The sequence below is a fragment of the Streptomyces sp. NPDC086147 genome, assembly GCF_040702165.1.
Lineage (GTDB): Bacteria > Actinomycetota > Actinomycetes > Streptomycetales > Streptomycetaceae > Streptomyces.
Genome location: NZ_JBFBJO010000010.1, coordinates 145288 through 160902, shown reverse-complemented (window position 1 = coordinate 160902; position 15615 = coordinate 145288). Strand labels below are relative to the sequence as shown.

The window sequence follows — 15615 nt, the reverse complement described above, 5'->3', positions numbered from 1 at the left end:
AGTTTGGCAAGCCCGCGAAAGGGAGCCGCACCGATATGCCGACGATGGCCGACGAACCCATTTACCGCGTCCTCGGGCCGCTGGAGGTAACGGGAGCGTCGGGTGAGGCCTGTCGCATTCCCCGGGGACGCCAGCAAGTCGTGCTCGGCGCGCTTCTCCTGGAAGTTAACCGGGTGGTCAGTACGGAAAGTCTCATCGACGCCATCTGGGGCGAGGCGCCGCCGGTGACCGCCCGCACCCAGGTGCAGATGTGCGTGTCCGCGCTGCGCGCCAACCTCTCGGTGATCGGGGAGGGCGCCCGACTGCTCACCCGGGAACCGGGATACGTCCTGGAGGCCACCGGGGACCTGCTGGACGCGGCGCTCTTCTCCCGGTACCGCAGGGAGGCGCACGAAGCGGCGGAGGCCGGGCGGGTGGAGGAGGCCGCCGCGCTCACCCGGCGGGCGGCCGACCTGTGGCGCGGCCCCGCGCTCAGCGGGTGCCGCAGCGAACGGCTCCAGTCCATGGCGGCCCGGCTCGACGAGTACCGGCTGATCAACCTGGAGACCTACGCCGACCTGGAACTGCGGCTCGGCCGGCACGCCCGCCTCATCCCCGAACTCTCCGCCCTGGTGGCCGCGTACCCGCTGCGCGAACCGCTGCGCGGCCGGCTGATGCTGGCCCTGTACCGCTCGGGCCGGCAGGCCGAGGCCCTGGAGGCGTTCCGGGAGGGGCGGGCCATCCTCGTCGAGCAGCTGGGCATCGAACCGGGCGACGAGCTGCGGGAGCTGGAGTCCGCGATCCTGGCCGCCGACCCGGAACTGCGCCCGCCCCACCCCCGGCCGGCCGCCGACCGCCCCGCGCAGACCTCCCCGCACCGCGCCGGGACGCCCTCCGGGGCCCCGAACCCTCCCGGCAGAATCGTTCCTTTCCAGTTACCGGCCGACAACGCCGACTTCACCGGCCGCACCCAGATCGTGCAGGCCGCCGAGGAGCTGCTCCTCGCGGGCGGCGACGGACGGCCGACCCCGATCGCGGTCCTCGCCGGACCGTCCGGCGTCGGCAAGAGCACCATCGCCGTCCACCTCGGACACCGCCTGGCCCGCGCCTTTCCCGACGGACAGCTCTACTGCGACCTCGCCGACGCCGACCCCTCGTCGGCCACCGCCCTCGACGCCCTGGGCCGGTTCCTGCGCGCGCTCGGCATACCCGGCGCGCAGATCCCCGGCCCGATCGAGGAACGTGCCGAGATGTACCGCGGCCTGCTGGCCGACAAACGGATGCTGATCGTCCTCGACAACGCCTCGGGCCCCCAGCAGGTCCGCCCCCTCCTGCCCGGCAACGGCACCTCCTCCGTCATCGTCACCGGACAGGCCGGCATCACCGGACTGCCCGGCGCCCGGTTCCTGCACGTGGACGTGTGCAGCCCCGAGGAGTCGATCGACATGCTGGCCGCGGTCATCGGCGCGGAACGCGTCGCGGCGGAGCCCGAGGTGGCCGCGGACCTGGTACGGCTGGTGGGACGGCTGCCGCTGGCCCTGCGGATCATCGCCGCCCGCCTGGCCGCCCGCCCCAACTGGTCCCTCGCGTGGATGCGCGACCGGCTCTCCGACGAGAGGCACCGGCTGGACGAACTGTCCCACGGCGAACTCGCCATCCGCTCCAGCCTCGCCCTCACCTACGACGGGCTGACCGAGGAGGGCCGCCGGCTGCTGCGGCTGCTCGGCCTCCAGGACGGCGGCTCCGTCCCCACCTGGGTCGCGGCCGCCCTCCTGGACACCGACCTGTTCCGCGCCGGGGACCTGCTGGAATCGCTGGTGGACGCCCAGATGCTGGAGGTCGACGGCACCGCGTCCCCCACCGAGCCCCACTACCGGCTGCACGCCCTGGTCCGCCTGTTCGCCCGCGAGGAGCTGGAACGGCACGCCGACCGCGACCGGGCCGACCTCGCCCTCACCCGGCTCGTCGGCGGCTGGCTCGCCCTGGCCGACGAGGCCCACCGGCGCCTGTACGGAGGGGACTTCACCATCCTGCACGGGGACGCCCCGCGCTGGCACCTGCCCGAGGCGCGGACGGACCGGCTCCTGCGGGAGCCGCTGTCCTGGCTGGAGACCGAACGCGCCAACCTCTGCCACGTCGTGGACCTGGCGGCGGCGACCGGACAGGCGGAGGCGTGCTGGGACCTGGCCGTCACCCTGGTCACGATGTTCGAGTCCCGCTGCTACTTCGACGACTGGCAGCGCACGCACGACAAGGCCCTCGAAGCGACCACGAGGGCGGGTCTGATCCGGGGCCGGGCGGCCGTCATGTGCTCGCTGGGCTCGCTCCACCTCACCCGCTCCCGGCCGACCCGGGCGCGCGCGGCCCTCGAACCGGCCCGGGAGGCGTTCTCGGAGCTGGGCGACGTCCGGGGCCTCGCGCTGGTCCGGCGCAACCTGGCCATGCTGGCGCAACGCCAGGGGGACCAGCGGGCGGCCCTGGCGCTGCACCGGCAGGCGGTGGCGGACTTCCAGGCGGTCGACGACCACGTCGGCCAGACCAACACCCTCGCCCACCTCGCCCGCCTCGCCCTCGACCAGGACCGCCTGGACGACGCGGAGCACCTGCTCGACGGGGCGCTGGACATCTGCCGGCGGGCCGGCAACGAGCGGATGGAGGCGCAGGTGAGGTTCGTGATGAGCGACCTCATGCAGCGCCGCGCGTGCTACCCGGAGGCGGAACGGCTGCTGCGCAACGTCCTGGACCTGGTGCGCTCACGCGGGGACATCGCGGGGGAGTCCCGCATCCTGCACCGGCTGGGATCGGTCAACGCCCGGCTGGGACGGTTCACCACGGCGCAGCGCCTGCTGCGCGAGGTGGCGTCCATCCGCGAGCGGACGATGGACCTGGTCGGCGCGGCCGAGGTCCGCCTCGAACTGGCCCAGCTGGAAGCCGACCAGAGTGGACCGCCGGCCCACGCCGGGCCCGGACGCGAGGACTCGGACGCCGTGCGTCACTGACCCCCGCCGCCGGGCCACGGGGTGTCACCGGCCGGGGCGGGCGAGGGGGTCGGCTGGGGCCACGGGGTGTCACCGGCGACGGTCCGCACCTGCTCGGCCGCGGCGGTCCCGCCGGTGGACGGTGTGCCGAGGGCCGTGACCGCGGCGGTGACCGCGGCGGTGATCAGGAGGGCGGTCTGGAGGACCGCGAGGCGGATGCGCACTGGAATCTCCCCGTGTGTGGTGGTGGTCGGGCCGGGGTGCCGGCTGTTCAGAAAGGTACGGACCGCCGCCACTCATCGGCTATCGGTCCGGCCCCGTCCCGCTCCCCGTCGCGGCGGAACGACCAGTACCGGATCAATAGGGCACCGATAGGGCGTCTGCGAAGCATGGGATCCGCACAGCAGTCCTGTTCTGCACAGAGAGGATTCGGACTGTGGACACTCCTCAACTCCACGCCTTCGTGGCCGTGGTGGACATCGGAAGCTTCACCAGGGCGGCCGCCCGGCTGAACCTGTCGCAGCCGACGGTCACCACGCGTGTGAAGTCCCTGGAGCAGGGACTCGGGGTCACCCTCCTCGAGCGCCTGCCGAGCGGGGTGAGACCCACCGCCGCCGGTCGTCAGCTCCTGCCCTACGCACGGGAGATCATCTCGCTCACGGGCCGCGCCCGGCAGGCCATCGTCGCCGGGGGCCGGCCGCACGGCCGGGTCGACGTCGGAACGGTGGAGAGCCTGACCAGCTACCGCCTGCTGCCGATGGTCGAGTACCTCTACCGCCGCTATCCCAACGTCCAGGTCGCCCTGCACGCCGGCGCCGGCCCGGACGCTGTTGCGGCCGTCCGTGAAGGGCGCCTGGACTGCGCCTTCGTCGTCGGTTCCCCCGAGGAGCACGAGGGCCTGGAGACCCAGGTCCTGTGCCCCGAGCCCATGGTGCTCGTGAGCAGTCCCGGCCACCCGGTGACCGGCCGCGGCCCGGTCGGCGGGGACGTGCTGCGGACCACGCCGATCATCCGGGCCGACACCCGGGCCGGCTACCAGCTCCAGTTCGAGCAGGCGCTCGGCCTGCTCGACGGACCGGACCGCCCCCGCGTCTTCGACCTGGACTCGATCGACGCGGCCAAGCGCAGCGTGGCCCTGGGCATCGGCCTGGCGTTCATCCCCCTGGTCTCGGTCGAGCGGGAGCTCGCCGACGGCACCCTGGCCGTCGTCGACTGGGTGCCGCCGTTCGAGACGTGCACCCAGGTCGTACGGCGCCGGACCCGGACCCCCAACAGCGCGCTCGACGCCCTGGTGGCCACCGCCCTGGACGTCGCCGCGGAACACCTCGACGACGACCGCGTCCTCGCCGCGGGCTGACCGACCGGCCCCGCACCACGACCCGGAAGCGGCACCCGGACCCGGGAACAGCAGCACCCGGCCCCCGGACCTCGGAACCGGAAGCGGAACCACCGCTCCCTCCCTCTCCCGTAGCAAGAAAGGCCCGCCCCATGACCGTCTCCGCCACGGAGCAGTCCCTCCCCGACCCCGCCGGCCCCGCCTCCACCGCCGACCGGGTCCACGCCGCCGTCGTCCGGCGCCTCGGCGAACAGCCGCTGACCCCCGACACCGAACTCACCGCGCTCGGCGTCGACTCCCTCATGCTGCTGCGCATCCTCGGCGACCTCGCCGCCGACCCCACGCAGGAGATCGACCCCTACCTGCTCGCCGACGTCGTCACGGTCGCGGACCTCGTGGCCTTCGTCGACTCCTGGAACTGAGGGGAGCGGGACATGAGCGGCATCCCCGTCACCGCCTCCCAGCGCAGCCTGCTGTTCATCCAGGAGGCCATGGAGCGCAAGGACCTCTACAACATCAGCTTCCGCATCGCCTTCGACGGCGAGGCGGACCCCGACGCCCTGCGCTCCGCCCTGCGCCGGCTCCTCGACCTCCAGCCGACCCTGCGCACCGAGTTCGTCCTCGACGGCGGCGAGGCGAGGGCCCGCATCACCCCGACCGGCGCCGTCCCCCTCGACGTGGCCGGCAGCACGGCCGAGGGCGCCGACTGGCAGCGTCACCTGGACGAGGAGAGCGCCGCCTTCGCCCGCCTCGCCGTGGACCTGCGGACGGCACCGCTGTGCCGCTTCAAGCTGCTCACCGCACCGGGCCGCAGCGCCCTGCTGTGCAACGTCCACCACTCCGTCAGCGACGGCGTCTCCATGACCGCCCTGCTCGACGAACTGACCGAGGGCTACCGGCTCGCCGTCGAGGCGCCCGGCCCGGCCGCCCCCGCCGCCCCGACCGCCGCCGAGCGCGAACGGCACCTCGCCGCCGAACTCGCCGCGCAGGTACGGGCGACCGAGGCCGCCGTCGAGGCCGGCGAGGTCAAGCGGCTCGCCGCCGAACTGGAGGGCGTCCCGCCGACCACCCTCTACGCGACGCCCACCCGCCCCGCGAACACGTCCTTCGCCGGAGCGGACCTGAACCTGCTGCTCGGCACCGACGAGCGCGAGCTCGTCGAGCGCACCGCCCGCGAACTGTCCACCACCCCCTTCGCCGTGCTGCTCGCCTGCTACGCGGCCCTGCTCGGCGAGTACTCCGGCCAGGACCGGGTGGTCGTGGGCAGCCCGTTCTCCACCCGCCGCACCATCGCCTCGCACGACCTCGCCGGGTTCTTCGTCAACACCCTGCCGCTGGTCCTGCCGGCCGGCGACGTGCCGTTCGCCGCGCACGTCGCGGCCGTGACCGAGGTGGTGCGCGAGGCGAAGCGCTACCAGGCGGTGCCCTTCGACGCGCTGGTGGCCGAGGTCGCGCCCGAACGCACCACCAACCGCAACCCGCTGTTCCAGTCGATGTTCGCCATGCAGGACGAACTGCGCACCCGGCTGGAGTTCGCCGGCGGACTGCGCGGCACGCTCCGCTTCGTCTCGCAGGAGGCGGCCCGCTTCGACCTCTGGCTGGGCGCCACCCCGGTCGAGGACGGGCTCCTGATCGAGGTCGAGTACGACAAGGACCTCTTCCCCGCCCCGTACGCCGAGCGGTTCCTCGACGAGTACCGGCAGGTGCTGCTCGGGGCGGCCGCCGACCCGAGCACCCCCCTGCACCGCCTGACGGCCGGCCTGGAGACCCGTACCGTCCCCGGCTTCCGGCGCGCGGCCGAGGCCGTCACCGACAGCCCGGGCGGACTGGTCGGCCTGGTCCGGGAGGCCGCGCACCGGCACCCCGAACGGCTCGCCGTCACCGACCCGCGCGGCCCCGGCCTCACCTACGCGGAGCTGCTGCGGCGCACGGGCCGCGCCGCCGCCGCCCTGCACGCCCGCGGGGTGCGGCGCGGAGACGTCGTCGCCGTCGTCCCGGAGAGCCTCGCGGACACCGTCGTGGCCATGCTGGCGGTCCTCTGGTGCGGCGCCGCCTACCTGCCCGTCGACACCACCCTGCCCGAGGACCGGCTGAGCTACATGATCGGCCACTCCGGCTGCTCCCTGGTCATCGGCTCCCGGCGCGTGATGCCCGACGAGCCGGAGCGCACCACCGTCGCCGCCCTCCAGGAGGCGGGCTCCGCCGACGCCGCGCCGGAGCCCCCGGACGGCACCGCCCCCGTCTACGTCATGTTCACCTCCGGCTCCACGGGCCGCCCCAAGGGCGTCCTCATGGGCCAGCCCGCCCTGGTCAACCTGCTGCACTGGCAGATCGACACCCTCCAGATGGGCCCCCTCACCCGCTTCCTGCAGTTCGCGCCGCTCGGGTTCGACGTCTCCTACCAGGAGATCTTCCCGACCCTCGCGGCCGGCGGCACGGTCCAGGGCCTCGGCGACACCGACCGGCGCGACCTCGCGCGGGTCGCCGCCCTGGTCGAGGAGGAGCGCCTCACCCACGTCTACCTGCCGGTCGCCGTCCTCGGCGCGTTCGCCGACGCCGTCCACGACGGCGGCCACCCGCTCACGGACGTGCGGCACCTCTGCGTCTCCGGCGAGCAGCTCCACCTGGACAGCCGCTCCCGAAGGCTCCTGGACCGCCACGAGGACCTCACCCTGGTCAACCTGTACGGGCCCACCGAGACCCACGCCGTCACCGGCCACGTCCTGACCGGCGGCCCCGGCCACGACCGGCCCTCCCACGTGCCGATCGGACACACCCTGCCCGGCGTCGACACCCACCTCCTCGACCCGCACGGCAGGCCCGTGCCGCCCGGCGCGGTCGGCGAGCTGTACTTCGGCGGCGTCTGCCCGGCCGAGGGCTACCTCAACGACCCCGAACGGACCGGGGCGGCGTTCCTGCCCGCCCCGGACGGCACGGGCCGCGTCTACCGCACCGGCGACCTGGCGATCCTCTCCGAGGACGGCACCCTGGCCTTCCTCGGCCGCCGGGACTCCCAGGTCAAACTCCGCGGCCACCGCGTCGAACTGGGCGAACTGGAGCTCGCCGCCGAGAAGCTTCCGGCCCTCCGCGCCGCCGCGGCCGCGGTGCACGGCACCGGCGAACGGGCCGCCCTGTGCCTGTTCGCCCTCCCCGCGCCCGGCGGGGCCGTGGACGCGCGGGAGCTGCGCGACGCCCTCCGGGCCGAACTGCCGCCGTACATGATCCCGCGTCACGTCCTGACCATCGACGCCATGCCGCTCACCGACAACGGCAAGATCGACCGCAAGACGCTGCTGCGCCGCTTCGACCGCGGCGAGTTCGCCGAGGCCACCGCCGCGAAGCCGGCCGGGACCTGGACGCCGAGCCCGGCCGAGGCCCTGGTCCGGGACGTCTGGACCCAGCTGCTCGGCAGCGAGCCGACCGGCGCCGACGAGTCGTTCTTCCTCCTCGGCGGCAACTCCTTCGACGTCCTGCGACTGCTGAACACCGTCGCGGAACGCACCGGAGTGCGCGTCCCGGTGGTCGAGTTCTTCCGGACCCCCACCATCCGGGCCCTTGCCGACCACCTCACCACCGACCGCGGAGCGAACACATGACCACCACCCTGCCCTCCACGGCCTCCCCGTCCACCGCCTCCCCGCTCCCCGCCGGCCACACCGTCCTCGACCTGATCGAGGGCCACGTCCGCCGCGCACCGGACCGCACGGCCGTGCTGTGCGGCCCGGACCGGATCTCGTACCGCCGGCTGTGGGACGCGGCGCACGAGGTCGCCGAACGCCTCCTCGCGCACGGCTGCTCCCGGGGGGAGACGGTCGCCCTCGTCGGTCCCGGGAACACCGCGTTCATGGCGGCCGCCCTGGGCGCCTGGCTGGCCGGCGCCGCCTGGGTGCCGATCGACCCGCGCCTGCCCGAGGAGCGCGTGCGGTACGTCCTCGACGACACCGGCGCCCGGATCGTCCTCGCCACCGCCGAGAGCGGCACCGGACCCGACACCGGTCTGCGCACCGAACGGGTCGTCCTCGACGGGACGGACGCCGCCGAGGACGCGGATCCGGACGCGCTCGCCGCCAGGGAGGAGCGGATCCGCCCGCACCGGGCGACCGCCGGCGACCGCTCCTACCTCATCTACACCTCCGGGTCCACCGGACGCCCCAAGGGCGTCGCGGTCGGCCACCACGCGCTCGCCGTGCACCTCCTCGGCGCCCTGGAGGCGTACGGCCTCACCCCCGAGGACGTCCTGCTGTCCTTCGCGTCCCCCAGCTTCGACGCGGCGGTCGAGGAGATGTGGGCCCCGATGGCCGGCGGCGGGACGGTCCTGCTGCGCGGCGCCGCCCTGTGGACCGGACGCCAGCTCTTCGAGCGGGTCCGCGCCCACCGCGTCACGTACATCTCCTGCACCACCGCCTACTTCGAGGCCTTCTTCGGCGAGGAGCTGTCCGAGGAGGACATCGCCTCCCTCGCCACCCTGCGCGGCGTCGTCTTCGGCGGCGAGGCGGTCAACCCGGCGGTGGTCCGCCACTGGTCCAACGGACCGCTCGGATCGATCCCCGTCTGCAACACCTACGGCCCCACCGAGACCGTCGTCACCGCCACCCTGTACTGGATCGGCGAGGGCTGGCAGGGCGACCGGGTCCCGATCGGACACTGCCTGCCCGGCCACCTCTCCGTCGTCCTGGACGCGGCGGGCGAGGAGGTCGGTGACGGCGGCACGGGCGAACTCCACCTGGGCGGCCCGTGCGTGGCCGAGGGCTACCTCGGCCGGCCTGACCTGACCGACCAGCGGTTCGTCACCCTGCCCGGCCGCGACGGCACGTACTACCGGACCGGCGACCTGGTCGCCGTCCGGGGCCCGGAGCTCCTGTTCCTCGGCCGCGCCGACCGGCAGGTCAAGATCCGCGGCTTCCGCATCGAACTGGAGGAGATCGAGGCCGCGCTCCAGGCGGCCGACGGCGTCCGCACCGCCGTCGTCGGCGTCGAACAGCGGGCCGACGGAGGCGACCGGCTCGTCGCGGACGTGGTCCCGGCCGACCCGGCCGACCGCGAGGACCCGGTCGTCTTCCGCTCCGCGCTGCGCGGCACCCTGATGCGGACCCTGCCGGACTACATGGTGCCCTCCGAGTTCAGGCTCCACGCCGACCTCCCGCTGGGCGTCACCGGCAAGGTCGACCGGGCCAGGGTGCGGGCCGGGGCGGGCGACACTCAGTGACACCGGCCCCCGCCGGGCCTCCGCCCTCCGTCGAGGTGGGGCCCGGCGTGTGGGTCGCCCTGGCCCGAGCCCACCGGGACGCCGCCCCGGCCCGGTGGGCGACCGCCGCCGACCACGACGACGCCCGACGGCTGCCGCCGCGGCGGCGGACGGACCGGCTGCGGGCGCGCGGTCTGCTGCGCGCCCTCCTGGCGGACCGCTTCCCCGCCGCGGCCGGCGCCGCCATCGGCTACACGCCGTCCGGCCGCCCGACCCTCCTCGGCCACCCCGGCCTGGGCATCAGCGTCAGCCACGTGGCCGAGGCCTGCGCCGTCGGCGTCGCCCACGGCCGCGCCGTCGGCGTCGACGTCCAGTTCCCGCCCCCGGACGTGACCGACCCGATGGTTCACTGGTGCGCCCCCGCCCACCACGAGGCGCTCACCGCACTGCACCCGGCCGACCGGGCCCGCGAGTTCACCTGGATGTGGACCGTGAAGGAGGCCTGCGGCAAAGCCCTCGGAACCGGTCTCGCGGGCCCCGCCCTCACCCTCGACGTCCCCCCGGGCGCCCGCGCCGGAACCTGGGGCGCGTACCGCTGGGTGAGCCTGCGACAGCAGTCACCGATACCCCTGAGCTGCGCCTTCAGCAGCACGGAGAGAGGAACACCCCCGTGACCGAGCAGCACTGGCTGCACCCGCTCCGGACCGCCGGCCAGGACCGGGGGACACCGCTCGCCCGGCTCGTGTGCCTGCCGCACGCCGGCGGCTCGCCGTCCTTCTTCCGCGACTGGCCCCGACACCTGGACCCCGCCGTCGAGGCCCACGCGATCTGCTACCCCGCCCGCCACCACCGCTTCACGGACCCCGCCGTCACCGCCATGCCGGACATGGCCCGGCAGGTCGCCGAGGCCCTCGCCCCCCTCGCGGACCGGCCCCTGTGGCTCTTCGGACACAGCATGGGCGCCGCCGTCGCCTACGAGACGGCCCGCGTCCTGACCGACGCGCACGGGGTACGGCCGGCCGGGCTCGTCGTCAGCGGCTTCCCGCCGCCGCACCGCCTCCCGCCCGCCGGCACGATCCACCTCCGGGGCGACGACGCGATCGTCGCCGACGTCCTGGACATGGGCGCGGCCGACAGCGCGCTCCTCGCCGAACCGGAACTGCGGGAACTCCTCCTGCCGGCCCTCCGCGCCGACTACACCCTCATCGAGACCTACCGGCCGGCCCCGGCCGAGCCCCTCGACGTGCCGCTCGTCGTGGCCTACGGCACCGACGACGAGGACGCGGCGGTCCCGGCCGCCGAATGGGCCCGCCACTCGTCGCGGAACACCGAGGAACTGGCCCTGCCCGGCGGGCACTTCTACCTCCAGGACCGGGCCCCGGAACTCCTCGCCCACCTCTCGGAGCGCATCCTGACCGCGTCCGCCGCCCAGGACAGGGGCTGAGCGGCGTGACGGGAACGGCAAGGGCGACGAGGACGGCGGAGGACCGGACCCGGAACGGGCCGTGGCTGCTGTCCGGCCCGTACCGGCCCGGCGCACCACGCCTGTACTGCTTCCCGCACGCCGGCGGGAACCCGGTCGAGTACCTCCGCTGGGCCGAACTGCTGCCCGCCGTCGAGATCCACGTACTCCACCTGCCCGGACGCGGCGCCCGCCACGACGAGCCGGACCCCGGCTCCGTCGGGGACCTGGTCACCGCCCTGACCGACGGGCTGCTCGCCGACACCGGGTTCGGCGACCCGCGACCGTACGCCTTCTTCGGCCACAGCTTCGGCGCCCTGATCGCCTACGAGACGACCAGGGCGCTCCGGGACGGGGGCCGGAGGCTCCCGGCGGAGCTCGTCGTGTCCGCCTTCCCGGCACCCCACACGCCCCTCCCCGCCCCCGACCCGGACGGGCTCTCCGACGCCGAACTGCTGCACGCGGTGGCGGACCGGCACGGCGGGATCCCGCCGGAGGTCCTCGACTCCCGGCTGCTGCGCGTCCTGGTCGCCCGCCCGCTCCGCGCCGACCTGCGCCTGGTCGCCGCGTACCGGCACCGTCCGGCCGTCCCCCTGCCGGTCCCGCTGACCGTCCTCGGCGGCACCGACGACCGGGTGACGGAACAGGCCCTGGGCGCCTGGCGGGAACACACCGCGGAACCCGTCACCGTCCACCTGTCACCCGGCGGCCACTTCTACCTGCGGGACCACGAGGAGCGCTTCCTGGACCGCCTCCTCGACCTCCTGACCCCGCTCACCCGGTGAACCCGTGCCCGCCCCGTCCTGTCCGGCCCTTTCCTGCTCCGACCCGTCCGGAAGGACGGTGCCGGCCGGGGTCAGAGCGCGTAGACGCGCCCCGTCTGCGCGCCCTCGACCGAGCGGACGTACGCCTCGGTGACGTCCTTGAGGTCGACCGAGCCGAGGCCCGGGAAGTAAGCGCCGAAGTCGGGCAGGGACTCGGTGAAGACGTTGGGGCTGACGGCGTTGATCCGCCGGGGCGCGATCTCGACGGCGGCGGTGCGGACGAACGCCTCCACCGCGCCGTTGGCCAGCGCGGCGGCGGACCCGGTACGGACGGGCTCGCGGACCGGGATGCCGCTGATCAGGGTGAACGAGCCGCGCTCGGCGACGTGGTCCAGGCCCTGGCGGACCAGCTCGATCTGCGGGAGGACCTTGCCGGTGAAGGCGGCGTGCCAGTCGTCCGGGGCCATCTCGGGCAGCGGCTTGTAGGGGACGTGGCCCGCGGCGCCGACCACGGCGTCCACCGGGCCCGCGGCCCGGTACAGGGCCGCGATCCGCTCGGGGTCGCTCACGTCGTACCGCAGTTCGCCGGAGGTGCGGCCGACGGTCACGACGTGGTGTCCGCGCTCGCGCAGGGCGCCGTCCAGGGCCCGGCCCAGCGTGCCGGAAGCGCCGATCAGGAGAATGTTCATGCCCTCGACGGTGGCACGCGCGCCGCCGTGAGGGAAATGCCCACTCTTCGGGACTTATGCTCGGTGGTCATGAATGTGGACGTGCGGCACCTGCGGGCCCTCGCGGCGATCGGGGACGAGGGATCGGTGACCGGGGCGGCCCGAGTCCTGCACATCACCCAGCCCGCCCTGTCGCGCACCCTGGAACAACTGGAGAGCCGGCTCGGGGTCCGGCTGGTCGAGCGCACCACCCGCCGCCTGGAGCTGACGGAGGCCGGCACGCGCCTGTGGGAGCACGCCCACCGCATCCTGCGCCAGCTCGACGACGCCCTCGCCGAAGCGGCGGCGCCCGCCCGGGAGCCCCGGCCCCTCAGACTGGCGTTCGCCTGGGCCGCCCTGGGCCGCCACACCGTCCCGCTGCTGCGCGCCTGGCGCGAACAGCACCCGCGGGTACGGGTGGAGATCCACCGCCTGGACGACCCCGAGGCCGCCGTACGGCGCGGCCGGGCCGACCTCGCCTTCCTGCGCGTCCGCCCCCACCTCGGCGCCCCGCTCGCGCTGGCCGAACTCGCCAGCGAACGGCGCCTGGCCGTCCTGCCCGACCACCACCCCCTGGCCGGCCGCTCCGCACTGCTCCTGGAGGACCTGGCCGACCAGGTGGTGGCCCTGTGCTCCACGGCGGCCACCACCGGACCGGAACTGTGGCCGCGGGGACGGCGCCCGGCCACGATCGACGTACCCGGAGTGGACGAGTGGCTGACGACCATCGCCACGGGAGAGGCGGTCGGAGTCACCGCCGAAGGCACCAGCCACCACCACTCCCACCCCGGCGTGCGCTACGTCCCCCTGGCCGACGCCGCTCCGGTCCCGGTCTACCTCGCCTGGCCGACCGACCCGGCACACCCCGCCACCGCGGACTTCGTCCGCCTGACACGCCACCACCTCGCCCACCCGTGACCCTCCCCGCCCTCCGACCGCGAAACGGACCCACCGTGCCCCACACCACCCCGCCTCCGCTCCCGGCGCTCCCGGACCTCGGCACCCAGGCCGACCGGCTGATCGGCCTGGGCGTGTCCGAACTCGCCGGACTGACCGCCGAAGAGGTGCGGTCCTTCGCCGCGGAGGCCGGCGCCGGGACCGAGGGCTCCCTGCTCGCCGTCCACCCCCGCGCCCTTCCCGCCTCGGCGCTCGCTCCGCTGCTGCGCCACGCCGGACGGCCCGGCTTCGTCGTCACCGACATGTCCGACGTCGACCTCTTCGCCCCGACGGCCGTCGAGCTGCCCGACGGCCCCCTCTACCTCGTCGACGGCGTCGACCGGGGCGACCACCTGTCCAACCGGAGCCCCGACGAGGCCCTGCCCGCCCTCACCGCCGAGGGCCGCACCCCCCTGCTGCTCACCGAGGGCATGCACTGGGTGCTCCAGACGCCGGACGTCCTCGTCCGCAACCACTGCTTCATGACCATCGGCTCCCGCCTGCACAAGGCCAACGGCTCCTGGGACGCCCGCACCCCGGCGATCTGGATCAGCAACGGCACCGGACGGGACGGCCGCGAACGACGCAACGCCCCCAAGATCGGCTGGTGCTGGTGGAACAACCGCCACACCTGGCTGGGCTTCGCCTCCACCACCGACCGCCGCCACCCCGCCGCGTGACCGCTACGAAGACGCGAGGGCCCGCGACGGCTCCGGACTACTCCTCGACCTCGAAGACCTCGTCCTTGGAACTCCCGTCCTCGAAGTCCTCCACGAAGTGGCTGTCGTGTCGTACGCGGAACCGCCTCCGCTCCTCGCCACCCCGCCGCGACATCTCCGAGAGCCGCTCGAAGTACTCCTCGCGCGGGGCGCCCGGCGAGAAGAGCGCCAGCATGGACACGGGCTCGTCGGTCACGTTCTTGAAGGCGTGCAGGCCGCCGACCGGCACGTACAGGAAGTCGCCCGTGCGCCCCGTGACCCACTTCTCGCCGTTGTACAGCTCCAGCGCGCCGGAGAGGATGTAGAAGGACTCCGACACCGTCCGGTGGAAGTGGGCCCTTGCCCCGGCGGACCGCGGTCCCAGCTCCATCCTGTACAGGCCGAACTCGCCACCGGTCGACTCGTGGGTGGCGAGGTAGTGGGTGGAGGCGCCGGGCGAGGAGATGTCCGGCGGGCCGCCGGCCGGGAGGAAGACGGCGTTCACCTCACCCTTGTCGCCGTGGTGGCGGGCTTCCGGGTACGACATGGCGCGTTCCTCTCTGCGGGGGACCACCCGCATGGTGGCTCCCGCATCGGGAAGGGCGCATCGTACTCGCGGATGATCGTGGGCCGCCCGTACCTGCTCCGGCCGCCCCGCACCGCGCCGCTACGGGCCCGCTCACTTCCCCGACCGCGCGAGCACCGCGTTGAACTGCGCGCCGGCCAGCAGGGCCAGGTTGGTGAACCACAGCCACACCAGGAAGACGACGATCCCCGCCAGCGAACCGTAGAGGCGGCTGTAGGTCCCGAACTGCGTGTAGAGGGTGAAGGCGGCCGAGGCGCCGAGCCAGAGCAGCGCGGCCAGGACGCCGCCCGAGAAACCCCGGCGCTTCTCACGGGCCTGGGCGGGACCGGACCGGTAGAGGATGAGGACGAGGCCCGTGACGATCGCCAGGAGCACCGGCCACCGCAGGACGGCCACGACGTCCGTGCCCGGGTGCCCGGCGGCCGCCGCGAGCCGGCGGGCCAGGGGGCCGGTCGCGACGAGGCTCGCGGCGCCCGTGACGAGCAGGGCCAGCAGCGCGCCGGCGGTGAGGACGAGGATGTGCGCCGCGCGCAGCGGCGGCCGGGTGTCGGGCAGCCGGTACATCGTGTGCAGGGCGCGCCGGAAGACCGCCAGATAGCTGGAGGCGGACCACAGCGCGCTCAGGACGCCGCTGATGAGCAGGGCCCACAGAGAGGACGGCGTCGAGGTGAGGCCCTCCAGCGCCTCGCGGAGCACCTGCGCCGACTGGGGAGGGGCGTAGGAGGTGAGGTCGAGGATCAGCCGCTCGCGGGTGCCGGCCCCGGCCAGCCCCACCAGGGAGACCGAGACGAGCAGGGCGGGCACCAGAGCCAGCACCGCGTAGTAGGTGAGGGCCGCCGCGTAGTCGGCGATGTTGTCGTTCCAGAGGCGCACGGCGGTGCCGCGCAGGGCCGAGGGCACCAGCCGCAGTGACTCGGCGGTGCGGTTGCCCGGAGTGCTCCGGCGCGTCCGGAGGATGTTCGCTGCCACGACGTCCTCCTGCCC

The 15615-nt window shown here is 74.5% G+C and carries 14 protein-coding genes; 10 read left to right on the top strand and 4 right to left on the bottom strand.

From position 1 onward, the window contains the following. Positions 1–35 precede the first annotated feature (35 nt). The gene (locus AB0398_RS22545) at positions 36–2978 is read left to right on the top strand and encodes a BTAD domain-containing putative transcriptional regulator (RefSeq protein ID WP_366377400.1); all 2943 of its coding nucleotides are present in this window, start codon (positions 36–38) and stop codon (positions 2976–2978) included. Here AB0398_RS22545 and AB0398_RS22540 read toward each other — a convergent pair. Beyond that, entirely contained in the window at positions 2972–3181 is a 210-nt protein-coding gene (locus AB0398_RS22540; protein WP_366377399.1) for a hypothetical protein, read from the bottom strand. The two genes, AB0398_RS22545 and AB0398_RS22540, sit on opposite strands and share 7 nt — an antisense overlap. 212 nt (positions 3182–3393) lie before the next feature. Between AB0398_RS22540 and AB0398_RS22535 the strand changes: the two genes are divergently transcribed. From AB0398_RS22535 to AB0398_RS22505, 7 genes are all read left to right on the top strand, one after another. Next, positions 3394–4314: a LysR family transcriptional regulator gene (locus tag AB0398_RS22535; protein WP_366377398.1), complete on the top strand. Its 921-nt coding sequence runs from the start codon at positions 3394–3396 to the stop codon at positions 4312–4314. A 131-nt stretch (positions 4315–4445) separates the two neighbouring features. Next, complete coding sequence (locus tag AB0398_RS22530) at positions 4446–4715, top strand: acyl carrier protein (protein WP_366377397.1); 270 nt, start codon at positions 4446–4448, stop codon at positions 4713–4715. Positions 4716–4727: 12 nt separating this feature from the next. Further along, positions 4728–7889, top strand: a complete 3162-nt coding sequence (locus AB0398_RS22525) for an amino acid adenylation domain-containing protein (RefSeq protein ID WP_366377395.1) — start codon at positions 4728–4730, stop codon at positions 7887–7889. After that, positions 7886–9499 (top strand): amino acid adenylation domain-containing protein, encoded by a 1614-nt coding sequence (locus AB0398_RS22520; RefSeq protein WP_366377393.1) that lies wholly within the window; start codon positions 7886–7888, stop codon positions 9497–9499. The genes AB0398_RS22525 and AB0398_RS22520 overlap by 4 nt, the downstream gene beginning before the upstream one ends. A 47-nt stretch (positions 9500–9546) precedes the next feature. After that, positions 9547–10152, top strand: coding sequence for a 4'-phosphopantetheinyl transferase superfamily protein (locus AB0398_RS22515; RefSeq protein WP_366377391.1), 606 nt, complete (start codon positions 9547–9549; stop codon positions 10150–10152). Next, on the top strand, positions 10149–10922 hold the full coding sequence (locus AB0398_RS22510) for an alpha/beta fold hydrolase (protein WP_366377390.1): 774 nt from the start codon (positions 10149–10151) through the stop codon (positions 10920–10922). Before AB0398_RS22515 ends, AB0398_RS22510 begins: the two co-directional genes overlap by 4 nt. Before the next feature lie 5 nt (positions 10923–10927). Further along, positions 10928–11725: an alpha/beta fold hydrolase gene (locus tag AB0398_RS22505; RefSeq protein ID WP_366377388.1), complete on the top strand. Its 798-nt coding sequence runs from the start codon at positions 10928–10930 to the stop codon at positions 11723–11725. Positions 11726–11796: 71 nt separating this feature from the next. On the opposite strand, the gene AB0398_RS22500 is transcribed toward AB0398_RS22505, so the two are convergent. Beyond that, positions 11797–12393: a short chain dehydrogenase gene (locus AB0398_RS22500; RefSeq protein WP_366377387.1), complete on the bottom strand. Its 597-nt coding sequence runs from the start codon at positions 12391–12393 to the stop codon at positions 11797–11799. 69 nt (positions 12394–12462) lie between these two features. Here AB0398_RS22500 and AB0398_RS22495 point away from each other — a divergent pair, with 69 nt between their 5' ends. Further along, the gene (locus AB0398_RS22495; RefSeq protein WP_366377386.1) at positions 12463–13329 is read left to right on the top strand and encodes a LysR family transcriptional regulator; all 867 of its coding nucleotides are present in this window, start codon (positions 12463–12465) and stop codon (positions 13327–13329) included. Positions 13330–13364: 35 nt separating this feature from the next. Then, on the top strand, positions 13365–14027 hold the full coding sequence (locus AB0398_RS22490) for a DUF5701 family protein (protein ID WP_366377385.1): 663 nt from the start codon (positions 13365–13367) through the stop codon (positions 14025–14027). Between the two features lie 37 nt (positions 14028–14064). Here AB0398_RS22490 and AB0398_RS22485 read toward each other — a convergent pair whose 3' ends face one another. Both AB0398_RS22485 and AB0398_RS22480 read right to left on the bottom strand, forming a co-directional pair. Beyond that, positions 14065–14592 (bottom strand): cupin domain-containing protein, encoded by a 528-nt coding sequence (locus AB0398_RS22485; protein WP_366377384.1) that lies wholly within the window; start codon positions 14590–14592, stop codon positions 14065–14067. Between the two features lie 132 nt (positions 14593–14724). After that, entirely contained in the window at positions 14725–15600 is an 876-nt protein-coding gene (locus tag AB0398_RS22480; RefSeq protein WP_366377383.1) for a YihY/virulence factor BrkB family protein, read from the bottom strand. Positions 15601–15615: the final 15 nt, after the last annotated feature.